General features: G+C 74.2%; 8 protein-coding genes. 7 read left to right on the plus strand and 1 reads right to left on the minus strand.

Annotation, left to right across the window (positions count from 1 at the left end; genetic code table 11):
* Window positions 1–235: 235 nt before the first annotated feature.
* Both WMF45_RS15305 and WMF45_RS15310 read left to right on the plus strand, forming a co-directional pair.
* Window positions 236–3,391 (plus strand): ATP-binding protein, encoded by a 3,156-nt coding sequence (locus tag WMF45_RS15305; RefSeq protein WP_437717622.1) that lies wholly within the window; start codon window positions 236–238, stop codon window positions 3,389–3,391.
* An 85-nt stretch (window positions 3,392–3,476) separates the two neighbouring features.
* Window positions 3,477–3,857, plus strand: a complete 381-nt coding sequence (locus WMF45_RS15310; protein ID WP_437717623.1) for a response regulator — start codon at window positions 3,477–3,479, stop codon at window positions 3,855–3,857.
* A gap of 69 nt (window positions 3,858–3,926) precedes the next feature.
* On the opposite strand, the gene WMF45_RS15315 is transcribed toward WMF45_RS15310, so the two are convergent.
* The gene (locus tag WMF45_RS15315; protein WP_437717624.1) at window positions 3,927–6,452 is read right to left on the minus strand and encodes a hybrid sensor histidine kinase/response regulator; all 2,526 of its coding nucleotides are present in this window, start codon (window positions 6,450–6,452) and stop codon (window positions 3,927–3,929) included.
* 581 nt (window positions 6,453–7,033) lie between these two features.
* Here WMF45_RS15315 and WMF45_RS15320 point away from each other — a divergent pair.
* The 5 genes from WMF45_RS15320 to WMF45_RS15340 are packed head-to-tail and all read left to right on the plus strand — an operon-like array spanning window position 7,034 to window position 14,884.
* Window positions 7,034–7,417, plus strand: coding sequence for a response regulator transcription factor (locus WMF45_RS15320; RefSeq protein ID WP_437717625.1), 384 nt, complete (start codon window positions 7,034–7,036; stop codon window positions 7,415–7,417).
* Between the two features lie 4 nt (window positions 7,418–7,421).
* On the plus strand, window positions 7,422–9,560 hold the full coding sequence (locus WMF45_RS15325; protein ID WP_437717626.1) for a chemotaxis protein CheA: 2,139 nt from the start codon (window positions 7,422–7,424) through the stop codon (window positions 9,558–9,560).
* Window positions 9,557–9,994, plus strand: coding sequence for a chemotaxis protein CheW (locus tag WMF45_RS15330; protein ID WP_012235290.1), 438 nt, complete (start codon window positions 9,557–9,559; stop codon window positions 9,992–9,994). The genes WMF45_RS15325 and WMF45_RS15330 overlap by 4 nt, the downstream gene beginning before the upstream one ends.
* Window positions 9,984–12,530 (plus strand): methyl-accepting chemotaxis protein, encoded by a 2,547-nt coding sequence (locus tag WMF45_RS15335; protein WP_437717627.1) that lies wholly within the window; start codon window positions 9,984–9,986, stop codon window positions 12,528–12,530. Before WMF45_RS15330 ends, WMF45_RS15335 begins: the two co-directional genes overlap by 11 nt.
* A complete protein-coding gene (locus WMF45_RS15340) occupies window positions 12,527–14,884 on the plus strand; it encodes a HEAT repeat domain-containing protein (RefSeq protein WP_437717628.1) in 2,358 nt (785 codons plus the stop codon). Before WMF45_RS15335 ends, WMF45_RS15340 begins: the two co-directional genes overlap by 4 nt.
* Window positions 14,885–14,894 lie beyond the last annotated feature (10 nt).

The raw sequence follows: 14,894 nt of genomic DNA on the forward strand, positions 1-14,894 counted from the left end.
TGACCGTGGAGGAGCGGTGGGAGGGGGCTGCTGCCTCAGCAGCAGCGGGTGGTGATCGGCTGCTGCGGCGCGCGCAGGGGGGCGTGCGCTCGAACGATCCGGATCCGCGCGCGGGCCCCCGTGGAAGTTCAAGGGGGGTTGCCGCTCAGCCCTTGCGTGGTCGGCGATCTCCACTAAGCGCTTCAGGATGAGCTGTTCTCTGCCTCGAGCAGCCGCGAGCGTGATGCGAGAAGGGATGAAACAGCGGTCGAGCGAGGAGCGCGCAGAAGGGCGCGACTTCATCGAATGCCTGGAAGACCTCGCGATCGTGCGACCTGTGGACGACTCCGAAGAACATCTCCTCTGGGACACCGAGCTCCTGAAGCAGGAGCTCGCCCGCGCGAGCCCTGGCCGCGAGTCGGGGCTGATGCGGCTCCTCGCGGCGCGGGTCGCGATGAACAGCTCTTTCCAGTTCTTCGGCCTTCTCGACGCCCACGGTACGAGCTGGGAGTCGAACCACACCTCGACCAGCGGCGCCGGCGTGGAGCGGAGGGAGGTGCACGGCGTGCCCTTCTGGGAGTGCCGCTGGTGGCAGGGCTCTCCGGAGATCCAGGAGCGCCTGAAGGACGCCGTGCGGCGCGCGGCGCGCGGCGAGTTCGTCAGGTACGACGTGGAGGTGCTCGGGGGGAACGAAGGTGAGAAGCGCATCACGATCGATTTCAACCTGAACCCCGTGAAGGATCGGCAGGGCAAGGTCGTCTTCATGATCGCCGAGGGGCGGGACGTCACCGAGCAGCGGCGGCTCGAGCGCGAGGTCGCGCAGCACCGGGACGAGCTCGCGACGCTCGACCGCCTCAAGACGGAGTTCGTGGCCAACGTGAGCCACGAGTTCCGCACCCCGCTCACGCTCATCCTCGGGCGCGTCGAGGACGCGCTGTCGAGCCCGGCGGGGTCTCTCGCGGGCGACGGCCTCGCCGCGGCCCACCGGAGCACGCTCCGGCTCCTCCGGCTCGTGAACACGCTGCTCGATTTCTCCCGCATCGAGGCGGGGCGCCTCCAGACGTCGTTCGCGCCCACCGATCTCGCGCGGCTCACGGCGGAGCTCGCGAGCTCCTTCCGCTCGCTGATCGAGGGCGCGGGCCTGTCGCTCGTCGTGGACTGCCCGCCGCTGCCCGAGCCCGTCTACGTCGACGCGGCGCAATGGGAGAAGGTCGTCATGAACCTCCTCTCGAACGCCTTCAAGTTCACGTTCGAGGGGGAGATCGCGGTCTCGCTGCGCGCTCACCCGGACCACGTCGAGCTGACCGTGCGCGACACCGGCACCGGGATCCCCTCGGAGGAGCTCCCGCGCATCTTCGAGCGGTTCCACCGCGTGCACGGCGCGCGTAGTCGGAGCATCGAGGGCACCGGGATCGGGCTCTCCCTGGTCCAGGAGCTCGTCAAGGCGCACGGGGGCTCGCTGCGCGCCTCGAGCGCGGTGGGGCAGGGGAGCGCGTTCACCGTGGCGATCCCGAGGGGCCGCGCGCACCTCTCGCCGGAGCGCGTGGTCGCCCCCGGGGAGCCGGCGCCCTCGCCGGCGAGCGCGAGCCTCCACGTGCTCGAGGCGTCCCAGTGGTCTTCACCCCAGTCACCCGGGCGCGAAGCAGCGGCGCCGGCGGGCCCGGAGCCGCGCGCCGACGCCGCGGCCGCGCAGGTCGGCCCGGGCGGCGGAGAGGGCCGGATCCTCGTCGCCGACGACAACGCGGACATGCGCGAGTACCTCGTCCACCTGCTCACGCCGAGGTGGAGCGTGGAGGCGGCCTCGGACGGGCGGGCGGCCCTCGAGGCCGCGCTCGCGCGCCCGCCCGACCTCGTGGTGAGCGACGTGATGATGCCCGAGCTCGACGGCGTGGAGCTCCTCCGGGAGCTCCGCGCGGACCCGAGGACGAGCAGCGTCCCTGTGGTGCTCGTGTCCGCCCGGGCGGGGGAGGACGCCGTCGTCGAGGGCCTCGACACGGGGGCGGACGATTACCTGGTGAAGCCGTTCTCGCCGCGCGAGCTCCTCGCCCGCGTCCGGACGCAGATCGAGATGGCGCGGATGCGGCGGCGCGCGGTCGAGGCCGCGGAGCGGGAGCGCGCGCAGGAGCTGCCCCGCTTCCTGGACGCGGCGAGCGTGGTGCTGGCCGAGTCTCTCGATTATTCCACGACGCTCGCGCGGGTGGCGCAGCTCGCGGTGCCCGTCCTCGCCGACTTCTGCGTCGTCGACGCGCTCGACGAGGAGGACGGCGCCTTCCGGCGGGTGGGCGTGGCGCACTCGGACCCTTCGCTCGCCGCCGTGGCCGAGGAGGCGAAGCGCTTCGCGCCCAGGCTCGACGGCAACCCGGAGCACCCGCCGACCAAGGTGCTCCTCGAGCAGAGGTCGGTGCTCGTCGAGCACTTCACGGACGAGCAGATGCGCGCCATCGCGCAGAACGAGGAGCACCTCCGGGTGATACGGGCCATCGGGGCGCACTCGTTCATGTGCGTCCCGCTGGCGCGGCGAGGGCGGCTCTTCGGGACGCTGAGCTTCATGGTCGTGCGATCCGAGCGCCGGTACAGCCAGGCGGACCTCGCGGCGGCGGAGGAGCTCGGGCGCCGCTGCGCGCTCGCGGTGGACAACGCGCGCCTGTACAGGGACGCGCAGAGCGCGATCGCGCTGCGGGACGAGTTCCTCTCGATCGCCTCCCACGAGCTGAAGACGCCGCTCACCCCGCTCGCGCTGCAGATCCAGACCCTGATGCGCCGTGCGCCCGAGCTGTGCCCCGACAGGGAGCGCCTTCCGTGGCTCATGGACAGGCTCGGGCTCGTTCGCCGGCAGAGCGAGCGGCTGAGGCGGCTCGTCGAGAACCTCCTCGACATCTCCCGCATCTCCGCGGGGCGCCTCGCCCTGGAGCTCGAGCAGGTCCGGCTGTCGGACATCGTCCGGCAGGTGGTGTCTCGCTTCCAGGAAGGCGGCGAGATCGCGGAGGCGGGCTCGCGGGTCACCGTGAGCGCGGCGGACGACGCCGCAGGGAGCTGGGATCGTGTGCGGCTCGAGCAGGTCGTCGAGAACCTCGTCTCGAACGCGCTCAAGTATGGTCAGGGAAACTCGATAGAGATCACCGTCGCCTCGATGGACTCGATGGCCACGTTGACGATCGCGGACCACGGCATCGGGATCGCGCAGGAGCACATCGGCCGGATCTTCGGGCGGTTCGAGCGCGCCGTGTCGGCGCGGCACTATGGCGGCCTGGGCATGGGGCTCTACATCACGATGCAGGTGGTCGAAGCGCTGGAGGGTTCGATCGAGGTGAGCTCTGTCCTGGGAGAGGGCTCGACCTTCAAGGTGACCCTGCCGCTCGCCGGCCCTCGAGCCTCGGGCCGGCAGGGTCTGCCGGGATTCGAGGGCGCCTGAGGCGCCCGGCGCGAGGGGGCCCCGCGGGCCGGCCCGAGGTCGTGGCGCCCTGGTCGCTGTCACCCTGCGAAGGGAGCGAGTGCGCATGACGACGAGCCGTCCCAGCAAGCGCATCCTGATCGTCGATGACGACGCCGCGATCCGCCGGACGTTGAGCGAGCTCCTCGAAGAGGAGGGGTATGCGGTCGCCTGCGCCTCGAACGGGCGCGAGGCCCTCGCATGCCTGCGGGACGACCCCTCGTCCATCGCGCTCGTCCTGCTCGACCTGATGATGCCGGTCATGGATGGGTTCCAGTTTCGCGCCGAGCAGAAGCGCGACCCGACGCTCGCCGCCACGCCCACCGTGGTGATGACCGCGCGCGGCGCGACGGAGCGCGCCGGCATCGACGCGGACGCGATCCTCAGCAAGCCGTTCGACGTGCTGAAGCTGATGGACACCATCGAGCGGAGCTGCCGGAGGGGGTGAGCCGGCGGCGCGCCGCGCCGCGCCGATCGTGCGAGCGGCGCGATGGCGCGATCGCGCGCCGCAGGCGACCTAGGAGCCCGCCCTCGAGCCGCACATGGTCGTGAGCACCGCGAGCAGCTCCGCCGGCTCGATGGGCTTCGGGACATGGGTGTTGAACCCTGCCCGCAATGCGCGCATGCGGTCCTCCGTGCGCGCATAGGCGGTGAGCGCGATCGCCGGGGTGCGCCCCCCGCTGGCCGCCGGGAGCGCGCGGATCTTGCGGATCAGCACGTAGCCGTCCTCTCCGGGCATCGCGACGTCGGACACGAGCACGTCGGGCTGCAGCGCCTTCACCGCGAGCAGCGCCTCGGCGGCGGACGACACGGCCGTCACGCGCGCGCCGCACTGCTCGAGCATCGTGACGAGGAGCTCGCGCGTGTCGTCCTCGTCCTCGACCACGAGCACGTTCAGCGCCGCGAGCTCCGGCGGGCGGTCGCTCCCGGAGGCGGCGGACAGCAGCGGCGCCAGCCGGCGCCCCCGGTCGTGGCTCGGCGGCGCCGCGAGCGGCAGCTGGACGACGAACGTGGCGCCCCGACCCTCCCCGTCGCTCAGCGCGTGGGCCGTGCCGCCGTGCATCTCCACCAGGCTCTTCACGATCGTGAGCCCCAGGCCCAGGCCGCCGTGCCTGCGGGTCGTGCCGCTCTCGGCCTGCCGGAACTGCTCGAACACGTAAGGCAAGAACGCGGGCTCGATGCCCTGGCCGGTGTCGGACACGGTGATCTCGGCGGACCCGTCGGCGCGATCGAGCCGGATGTGCACCACGCCGCCCCGCGGCGTGAACTTCACCGCGTTGTTGAGCAGGTTCCAGACGACCTGCTGCAGCCGGCCCGCGTCGCCCGCGACGGCGCCCACGCCGGGCTCGAGGTGCGACTGGAGCCGCACCCCCTTGGCGTCGGCGGCCGGCCGCACGACCTCGATGGCGGCGTCGATCACGGGCACGAGCTCGATCGGATGGACGTCCAGCCGGAGCTTGCCGGCCATGATGCGCGAGATGTCGAGCAGATCGTCGATGAGCTGCGCCTGCGCCTGGGCGTTGCGCTCCACCGTCTCCAGCGCCTTGTCGCGGCGCTCCTCGGCGAGCTTGCCGGTGCGCAGCATCCGGACCCAGCCGAGGACCGCCGTGAGCGGCGTGCGGAGCTCGTGGCTCATCGTCGCCAGGAACTCGTCCTTCAGGTGGCTCGCGGCCTCGGCCTCCCGCCGGGCGGACTGGGCCGCGGCGAGCAGGTCTTGCCGCTCCTCCTCCGCGCGCTTTCGCGCCGTGATGTCGAAGAACGAGGAGACGACGCCGGCCACCGAGCCGTCCGCGTGGCGGAGCGGCTGCGCGTTCACCGAGAGCCACTGGACCGAGCCGCCCTGCCGCTCCAGCCCGAGGACGCCCGACTGGGGCGCGCCGGTCCGGAGCGCGATCTGCGAGGGGTACATCTCGAAAGGGAACGACGAGCCGTCCTCGCGGATGATCCTGCACGACGGGCCGAGCATCGTGGACCCGACGAGCTCGGCCATGGGCAGGCCCAGGATCCGCTCGGCGCTCGCGTTCGCGGTGCGGATGACGCCTCGCTCGTCCTGGAGCGTGATGCCCTCCTCGAGCGCGCTGATGATGACGCGATAGCGCTCCTCGCTGTCCCGGAGCGCCCGCTCCGCCTCGATCGCGTCGGTCTCGTCGCGGGTGATCAGCACGGCGCCCGCGGGCGAGCCGTCGGCGTGCCTGAGCGGCGATGCCGTCCCGGCGAGGGCGCGGATCGAGCCGTCCGGGCGCGTGACGAGCCAGCGCGCGTTCTCGACCTTCTCGCCCCGGAGCGCGCGGTGGAGCGGGTCCTCGTCGGGGCGCAGCGGCCGGCCGTCCAGCGCGAGCAGCCCGCGGGTCCGGAGCGACGCGAGCGCGTCGCGCGCGTCGCTCTCGTACACCCCGTGCTGCCGCTGGGCCTCGCCGTTGCAGATGCGGAGCGCCCCGCGCGCGTCCGCGGCCATGATGCCGTCGCCGCTCTGCTCGATGAGCGCCCGCAGCAGATCGCGCTCCACCGCCGCGATCCGCTCGGCCCGCTCGGCCCGCTCGCGGAGACGCTTCGTGCGAAGGAGCGCACCGACGCGCGCCGACAGCGCGGCCGCCGGGCAGGGCTTGACCACGTAGTCGTCGGCGCCCGCGGTGAGCCCCTCGACGAGGTCCTCCTCCTGCCCGGCCACGGTCAGGATGAGGATCGGGAGCCCGACCGTGGCGGCGCGCGACCGCAGGAGACTACAGATCTCGGTGCCGGACAGGCCCGGCATCACCTGGTCGAGCACGAGGACGTCCGGCAGATCGCCCCCCGCCACGCGCTCGAGCATCGCGGCGGCGTCCGTGAAGACCTGGGCCTCGTACCCTGGCGCGAGGGCGCGCGCGGCCATCTCGGCCTCCAGCAACGAATCGTCGAGGATCCACACCACCCCGCGCTGCGCGTGCTCGCTCGGCGGAGGCTCCATGCCCCCCTCCCGGACGCCTCGCCCCGCGGCCGGCGCCGGGCGCCGGGGCGGGCCGTCCGCGTCGCGCGCGGCGTCGGCGAGCACGAAGTCCATCGTCATTGGCCGATTCATGGTTCTCCAGGAGCAGCGGGGGCCGTGAGGCATATCGCCACAGGGCGGCGCCTCGGGGCGGGATGGGGCGCGGAGACCCGTTGGTTCCGCAAGCATCTTTACCGCCCAGTCTCATCTGAGGGAGAGCCCGCGACGATGCAAGCCCAATACGATGAAAGGCGCCCTGTCGCCCTCTTCCGCCTGTCTGCGTCGGTTGCTTCCGGTTGCAGCCGGTCGGGTCGGGGCGCGTCGGTTGCGTCGGTTTCGTCAGTTGCGTCAGTTGCGTCAGTCGCGTCAGTTGCGTCAGTTGCGTCAGTCGCGTCAGTTGCGTCAGGTCGCTTCCGGTCATTGCGCGTGTCACCCAGCGCTCGCCGGGTCCCATCGACGTCTGTCTTGGCGATGGCGTTCGCGTCCGCCGACGTTCGCTGGCGCACTGGCGCTCCTCGGCGCGCGGGCAGCGTCTGGCCGCCCGAGCGTCGCCTCCGCAGCTCGGGACGTGTCCGACGGGATTTCCCTGATTCTGGCACGGACGCACAAGCGCGATTGACACCCCGCATTCGGAAAGGCTATTCCCTCGGCCGAGCACCGCTGTGGCAGAGATCCTCGTCGTCGATGACAGCCGGGTGATGCGCGAGATGGTGGTGGCCTGCCTCCGGGCAGAGCAGCACGGGTTCGCGCACGCGGCGAGCGGGCTCGAGGCGATTGAGACGCTCTCGCTCAGGCCGTTCGATCTCGTGGTGCTCGACCTGAATATGCCCGACATCGGGGGACTCGAGGTGATCGAGTTCATCCGGGGTCAAGACAGGCTGCGGAGCCTGCCGATCCTGGTGGTGACGACCCGGGGTGATGAGGAGTCCCGCGCCCGCACGCTCGCCGCGGGGGCGTCGGAGTTCATGACGAAGCCCTTCACTCCCGACGCCATCCTGGCCAGCGTGCGCGCGCTCCTGCAGGACAGCGTCGCCAGCGCCGGATGATCGGATGGGCGGCGCGCTCGATGTGAACGAGTTCGTGGCCGGCTACCTCGTCGAGGTGGAAGAGCACCTCTCGGCGTCGACGGCCAACCTGCTCGCCGCCGAGGCGGCCCTCCGCGGCGGCGAATCGAGCCCCAAGGCGATCCGGGAGCTCTTCCGCGCTCTTCACACCATCAAGGGCCTCTCCGCCATGGTCGGCGTGGAGCCGATTGTGGATCTCGCCCACGCGATGGAGACCGTGCTCCGGGCGGCGGACCGGGCGGCCGGGAGCCTCTCCGCCTCGTCGATCGAGGTGCTGCTCCGCGGGCTCCGGTCCATCGAGGAGCGGGCGCGGGCCCTCGCCGAGGGCAAGCCGGTGCTGCCGGCGGCGCCCGAGCTCCTCGCCGCGCTCAACGCGCTCGATCTCGCCGCCGCGCCGTCGCCGCCCGTGCCGACCATCGGCGCCGATCCCGAGATCCTCGCGAAGCTCGGGCCCGGCGAGCGGGTGCAGCTCGCGCAGGGCGTGGCCGGCGGGCGGCGCGCGCTGCGCGTCGACTTCGTCCCCTCGCCGGCGCGCACCGCCGAGGGGGTGAACATCACGACCGTCCGCGAGCGCGTCGGCAAGCTCGCCGAGATCGTCAAGGTCATCCCGCTCTCGGTGCCGGCCAGCGAGGGCGCGCCGGGCGGCATCGCCTTCGCGCTCCTCGTCCTCACGGGCGCGACCGACGAGGAGGTCGCGCGCGCGGCGGCGGCGGATGGCGTCCGCGCGCTCACCGTGGAGCCCCCCGTCCCGCCGGCTGTCGCGGCGCTGGCGGAGCGCGAGCCGGACGAGCCGGCGGACCGGGAGCCCCAGCTCCGAGGCGTCGTCCGCGTCGAGGTGGCGCGCCTCGACGACGCGCTCGACAAGCTGTCGGCGCTCGTCGTGACGCGGTTCCGGCTCGCTCGGGCGGCCGCCGCGCTGCGCGCCCGCGGGGCCGACACGCGCGATCTGTCGGAGATCCTGCGCGAGCACGACCGGACGCTGCGCGACCTCCGCGGCGCCATCATGCGCGCGCGCATGATCTCCGTGGCGGAGCTCCTCGAGCGCGTGCCGCTCGTCGTCCGCGGCCTCGGCCGCGCCACCGGCAAGCAGGTCCGGCTCGAGATCGACGCCGGCAAGGCCGAGCTCGACAAGGCGGTCGCGGAGCGCGTCTTCCCTGCGATCGTGCACCTGCTCCGCAACGCCGTCGATCACGCGATCGAGCCGGCCGCCGAGCGGCGGCGCCTCGGCAAGCCCGAGGAGGGCGTCGTCCGGGTCTCGTGCTTCGAGCGCTCCAGCAACCAGCTCGAGCTCAGCGTCGCCGACGACGGCCGCGGCATCGATCGCGCGCTGGTCGCGAGGCGGGCCGGCCGCCCCGCGCCCGAGAGCGACGCGGCGCTGCTCGACCTCATCACGCTCCCCGGGCTGTCGACGCTCGACAAGGCGACGAAGACCAGCGGCCGCGGGCTCGGGATGGACATCGTGCGCCGCATCGCCGTGGAGCAGCTCAGCGGCGAGCTCTCGGTGAGCACGTCGCCCCGCGCCGGCACCACCTTCACCCTCCGGATCCCGCTCACGTTGACCATCGTGGACGCCTTCTCCTTCCTGTGCGGTGACCAGCTGTTCGTGACGCCCGTCGCGGGCGTCGAGGAGGTCGTGGAGATCGACGCCGCGCGCATCATTCGCGGCCCAGCGCCGGGCGAAGCGCGGGGCGGGGCGATGTTGCCAGCCCTGGGCGAAGCGCGGGGCGGGGCGATGTTGCCAGCGCCGGGCGAAGCGCGGGGCGGGGCGATGTTGCCAGCGCCGGGCGAAGCGCGGGGCGGGACCATGTTGATCGAGCGCCGCGGTGAGGTCGTGCCCCTCGTCGATCTCGGCGCCCTCTTCGAGCTCGGGGCCTCGCCGGCGCGCAGGGCGCTCGTCGTCCGCCGCCACGGCGCGCCCTTCGCGTTCGGCGTGACCCGCGTGATCGGCCAGCAGGAGGTGGTCGTGCGGCCGCTCGAGGACCCGCTCGTCCGGGTGCCGGGCGTGTCGGGCTCGACGGATCTCGGCGACGGCCGCCCCACGCTCGTCCTCGACCTCGTGACCCTCAGCGGCAAGGTCTCCGCTGGCCGCGGCGGCCGCGGCGCGCTCGCCCGGGTGGCCTCGTGAGCGACCTGCACGTGGTCCTGAAGGTGGCGGACACCGAGTACGTCATCTCGGCGGCGGACGTGCTCCACATGGAGTCGTTCGCCGGGGCGACCCGGGTGCCGGGGGCGCGATCGTACGTCGGCGGCCTGGTGCAGATCCGGGGCCGCGTGGTCCCGGTCGTGGATCTGCGCGTCCGCTTCGGGCTCCCGAGCGCGGAGCCGACGCTGGACTCGCGCGTCATCGTCGTTCAGCGCGGCGGCCGCACCGTGGGCCTCCTGGTGGACAGCGCGCGCGAGGTCGTCAACATCGCCGAGGGCGAGCTGAGGCCGCCCCCCGAGGTCATGGCGGAGGAGAGCGCCGGGTTCGTCAGGGCCGTCGCGAAGCTCGGGGAGCGCCTCGTCATGCTCGTCGACGTCGGCAGGATCATCGGTGAGGAGCAGGATCATGGCATCTGATGCAATCGCGGACATCGACGGCGCGCTCGCGCGGGCGGAGCAGACCGAGCGCGCGCTCCGTCAGGCGGTCGCGACCGTCGCCGGCGTCGAGCAGGCGGCCGCGCGGCTCGCCGCCCTCGGCGCCGAGCAGGCCGCGGCCGGCAGGGAGCAGGGGGCCATGGCGGGGGCGCTCGCGGGCGAGCTCGAGGAGGCCGGCGCGGCCGCGCAGGCGCTCGCCCGCTCCGGGCAGCGGGTGGGCGACGCCGTCATCGAGGTCGTGAGGGGGACCGAGGGCATGGCGAGCGGCATCGGCGCCCTCGCCCCCGCGCTCGCCAGCGTGAAGGGCGACGCAGAGACGCTCGCCGCGTCGGCGGAGACGACCGCGGCGGCGCTCGAGGAGATCGCCCGATCGGTGAAGGCGGTGAGCGCCAGCGCCGAGGAGCTCGCGTCCTCCAGCGAGGAGCTCCTCGGGTCGGTCTCCGTGACGAGCGGATCGGCCGACGAGGCGGCGGCCCGCGGCGAGAGCAACGCCGCGGCCATCGAGGAGATCGGGGCCACCATCGAGGAGATGTCGAAGGGCGTCGCGCGCCTCTCGAGCGACGCCAAGGGGGTCGGGGCGCAGATCTCGACCATGGCGGGGACCGTCGTGGGCGTGAGCGGCTCCCTCGATCGCGTCGCGAAGGACGCGATCGAGATGGCGAGCGCGGTCGAGGAGACCGCGGCGACCGCCGAGCAGATGGCGCGGTCGATCCGCGGGGTGGCCGAGAGCGCGAAGGCGCTCGACTCGAGCACGTCGACGACCGCGAGCACGATCACGGAGATCGCGAGCTCGGTCGAGGAGGTCGCGGCCACCGCCGAGAAGAACGCTGCGACCGTCGAGGCGAACGCCGTCGCCGCCGAGGAGCTCGCGCGGACCGCGCAGCAGGTCGCGCAGAGCGCCGAGCAGATCAGCGGGCTCGCGGCCGGCAACGCCGCCACGTCGTCGCAGGTCGAGGCCTCGACGCGGCGGATCGTCGCCATCGTCGAGACCGCGCGCGCGACCGCCGAGCAGGGGGTCGCGACCGCACGCCAGGGCGCCGCGACGGTCGGCAGGTCCATCGCCGGGCTCGGGAGCATCCGGCAGGCGATGGCCGACTCCGCGTCGGTCATGAAGGAGATGGGCAAGCGGGCGGAGGAGATCGGCGACATCGTCCAGACGATCAACCTGATCGCCGACCGCACGAACCTCCTCTCGCTCAACGCCAGCATCGAGGCCGCGCGCGCGGGGGAGCACGGCCGCGGCTTCGCCGTCGTCGCCGAGGAGATCCGCAACCTCGCCGATCGGGCCGCCGTCTCGAGCGCCGAGATCGCCAAGATCGTCCGCGCGCTCCAGGCGAGCGCCCGGGAGGCGGTGGCCGCCTCGAGCGAGGGCGTGAAGGTCGCGGACGAGGGGACCCGGCTCGCGAGCGACGCCGATCGGGCGCTCGCGTCCATCCTGCAGGGGGTCGAGGAGCTCGGCCGCTCGATCCGCGACATCGACCGGGCGAACGCGGATCAGGTGCAGGCGGTGGCCTCCCTGACCCAGACGGCGTCGCGCATGAGCGACGAGGGCAAGGCGGTCGCGCGCTCCGCGGCCGAGCAGACCAAGGCGATCCAGTCGCTCGCGCAGGGCAGCGCAGAGATGCGGCGCATGGCCCGGCAGACGAAGGACGCGACCGCCGAGCAGGCGCGCGCGCTGCGGGACGCCGTGAGGGCCAACGCGCAGCTCACGTCCACCGCCGAGCGGGTGTCGCGGGCGATGGACGAGCAGGCGACGGGGGCGTCGCAGCTCGCCAAGGTCGCCGCGCAGATGCGCGCGCTGACCCAGCAGACCAGCGTCGCGGTGGTCGAGCAGACCCGCGCCCTGGCCGGGATCACCGCGCTCACGCAGGAGGTCTCGGGCGCGTCTCAGCGCATGGTCGCCGGCCTCGCGGAGCAGGCGGGCGGCGCGACCGAGATCGCGCGCGCCATGGACGACATCCGGCGGCTGTCGGTCCAGTCGGCGCGGAACACCGGCGAGCAGGCGCGGGCGGCGAAGCAGCTGGAGGCGTCCGCCCGCCAGGTCGCGCGGCTCGCGGCGGCGGTGACCGCCGCCACGGCGGACCAGGGCAAGGCGACGGCGTCCCTCGCGAAGGAGGGGGAGTCCGTGCGCCGGATCGCCAGGCAAACGGCGCGGGCCGTGGCCGATCAGGCGGAGGCGATCGCGGCCCTCGCGTCGGGCGCGAGCCGGCACACGTCGTCGCTCCAGGCCGCCGAGAAGGGGATCGGTGAGCTCTCGACCCGGAGCGAGCAGCACGCCGCCTCGCTCTCGCGGCTGCGCGACCCGGTCCGGGAGCTGCTCGCCTCCACGGCCAGGCACGCGAGGGACACCGGCGCGATCGCGAGCGACGCAGGCCAGGTGCTCGAGCAGCTCGGCAGGATCCGGCAGGTGAGCGCGGAGCACGCGGACGCGGTCGCGGGCGTCGTCGCGACGGTCGCCCACGCCGTCGCCCACATCAAGACGAACGGGACGCCGCACCCCACGCCGGAGACGGCATGATCGCTCGTCGACACGCGCCCGCGGTCTCGGACGCGGAGCGGCAGCGCGTCGAGCGGGTCGAGCGGCTCGCCGCCTCGGGGCCTCCGGGGGCGCCCGAGCTCATCGAGATGCTCGCGGATCCGAGCTGGACCGTGCGGCGGGCCGTCGTCGCGTCGCTGGCGGCGCTCGGCGACGCGGCCGTCCACCCCCTCTGCGCGTGCCTCTCCGCCCGGCGCGACAGCGAGGCGCGCATCGCCGCCACGGTCGACGCGCTCGTCGCGTCGCTGGGCGACGTCGACGCCGCCGTGCTCGCGCTGACCCTGGATCCTCGCCCCGCGCTCGTCGCCGACGCGGCGCAGATCCTCGGCCGCCGCGGCAGCGCGAAGGCCGTCCCCCGGCTCGCGGAGCTCACGTCGCACCCCGACGACAACGTCGCGGTCGCCGCGATCGAGGCGCTCGGCCGGGTCGGCGGCAGGTCCGCTGTCGACTCGCTCGTGGATGCCGTCTCGAGCGGAAATTTCTTCCGTGTCTTCCCGGCGATCGACGTGCTGGGCCGGAGCGGCGACCCGCGCGCGACCGACCCGCTGGCGGTCCTCCTCGAGGATCCGCGCTACGTGCTCGAGGCGGCGCGGGCGCTCGGTCGCACCGGCAGCCGCGGCGCCGTGGCGCCGCTGGTGCGCCTGCTCGCGCGGCCGAGCGACGGCGTCGTGCGTGTCGGCGCGGCGGCGCTCGCCGAGCTGCGCGAGCGGTACCGCGAGCGCTACGCGACGGTCGCGCCGATCGACGAGGCGCTCCGGAGCGAGGCGCCGGCGCCCGGCGTGGCGCGGCGGCTCTCCCAGAGCCTCGCGGGCGCGGATCCGGCCGAGCAGGCCGCCCTCTGCAGCGTGCTCGGCGCGATCGGGGGCGAGGAGGCCCTGCTCGAGCTGACGCGCCTGCTCGACGCCGATCCTCCCGTCGCGAGCGCCGCCGCGGAGGCGCTCGGCCAGCTCTCGCGGAGCGCGGACCCCCGGGTGCTCGCGGCGCTGCGCGACGGCGACAGCGCGCGCAGGCTCCTGCTCCTGCCGCTCGTCCGGGGCGTCGCGGCCGCGGGCGACGTGGAGCGCTGCCTCGCCGATCCGGACGCGGAGGTCCGCGCCGCGGCGTGCGACGCGCTGGCGCGCATCGCGGAGCCCGGCTCGGCGCGCGCGCTGTTCCAGGTCCTCGACGACCCGAGCCCCCGCGTGGTCCACGCCGCGACGGCCGCGATCCAGGGCCTCGGCGGCCCGGACGTCGAGGCGCTCGCGCTCGCCGCGGCCCGCGACGGGGCCCCGGCCGCGCGGCGGACGGCCCTCCGGATCCTCGGGCACCTCGCGCCTCCGTCGGCGCTGCCGGTCTTCCTCGACAGCCTCGGCGACCCCGACGTGCGGGCGCGCGAGCAGGCGATCCATGGCCTCGCGTCCCTCGCGGCGCCGGCGGCGCTCGACGCGCTCGTCGCGGTCGCGGCCGATCCCGCGGCGCGGATCCGGGCCGTGGCGATGCGGGCGCTCGGGCAGTCGCGCCGGGATCCCCGCGTGATCGACGCGCTCCTCGCGGGGCTCGGCGACGGCGACGCGTGGGTCCGGTACTACGCCTGCCAGTCGCTGGGGAAGCTCGGGTGGGAGGCGGCGGCAGGGGTCATCGCCGAGCGGCTCCGGGACGAGAGCGGCCAGGTGCGCGTGGCGGCGATCGAGGCGCTGTCGGGGATCAAGGGCGATCTCGCGCTCGCGGCGCTGGAGCAGGCGGCCCGGGACGGCGACACGGACATGCGGCGGTCGGCGCTGATCGGGCTCGGCATCGCGGGGCGGGAGGCGTCGCTGCCGACGTTGCTCGACGCGCTCTCGTCCGCGGACGTGGCGACCCGGCTGGTCGCGGTCTCGGCGATCTCCGGCTTCTCGTCGCCCGAGGTCCTGCCCGCGCTCGTGCGGGCGGCGAGCGACTCCGACGAGAGCGTGCAGGCGGCCGCGACCAGCTTCATCGCCGGGCGGCCCGGCGTCGAGGCGACGAGGACCCTTGTCGCGCTGCTCGTCACGTCGCGGGCGCAGGGCCCTCTGCTCTCCGCGCTCTCGACGCCCGTGCCGGGCCGCATCGAGGGCATCCTCGACGCGCTGGGGACGGCGGACGACGAGCTCTCGCCGCTCCTGACCGCGGCGCTCGCGCGGATGCGGCTCCCCGGGGCGTACGCCGCGCTCCTCGAGGCGCTCCGGCTGCCGCGCGCGCCGGCGCGGAAGGCGGCCGCCACGACGCTCGCCGCGGTGGCCACCCGCGAGGGCTTCGCGGCGGTCGAGCGCGCCGCGAGGACCGATCCAGATCCCGAGGTGCGGCGCGTTTCCGCGTCCGTCCTCGCGCAGTGGGCCTGATCCCGTGGGC

The sequence above is a fragment of the Sorangium sp. So ce448 genome, assembly GCF_051520915.1.
GTDB lineage: Bacteria > Myxococcota_A > Polyangia > Polyangiales > Polyangiaceae > Sorangium > Sorangium cellulosum_B.

Excerpts from the sequence above, each read along its gene's own strand:
- WMF45_RS15305 (WP_437717622.1), top strand. The coding sequence starts at position 236 with ATGAAACAGCGGTCGAGCGAGGAGCGCGCAGAAGGGCGCGACTTCATC.
- WMF45_RS15310 (WP_437717623.1), top strand. The coding sequence starts at position 3,477 with ATGACGACGAGCCGTCCCAGCAAGCGCATCCTGATCGTCGATGACGAC.
- WMF45_RS15315 (WP_437717624.1), bottom strand. The coding sequence starts at position 6,452 with ATGACGATGGACTTCGTGCTCGCCGACGCCGCGCGCGACGCGGACGGC.
- WMF45_RS15325 (WP_437717626.1), top strand. The coding sequence starts at position 7,422 with ATGGGCGGCGCGCTCGATGTGAACGAGTTCGTGGCCGGCTACCTCGTC.
- WMF45_RS15335 (WP_437717627.1), top strand. The coding sequence starts at position 9,984 with ATGGCATCTGATGCAATCGCGGACATCGACGGCGCGCTCGCGCGGGCG.
- WMF45_RS15340 (WP_437717628.1), top strand. The coding sequence starts at position 12,527 with ATGATCGCTCGTCGACACGCGCCCGCGGTCTCGGACGCGGAGCGGCAG.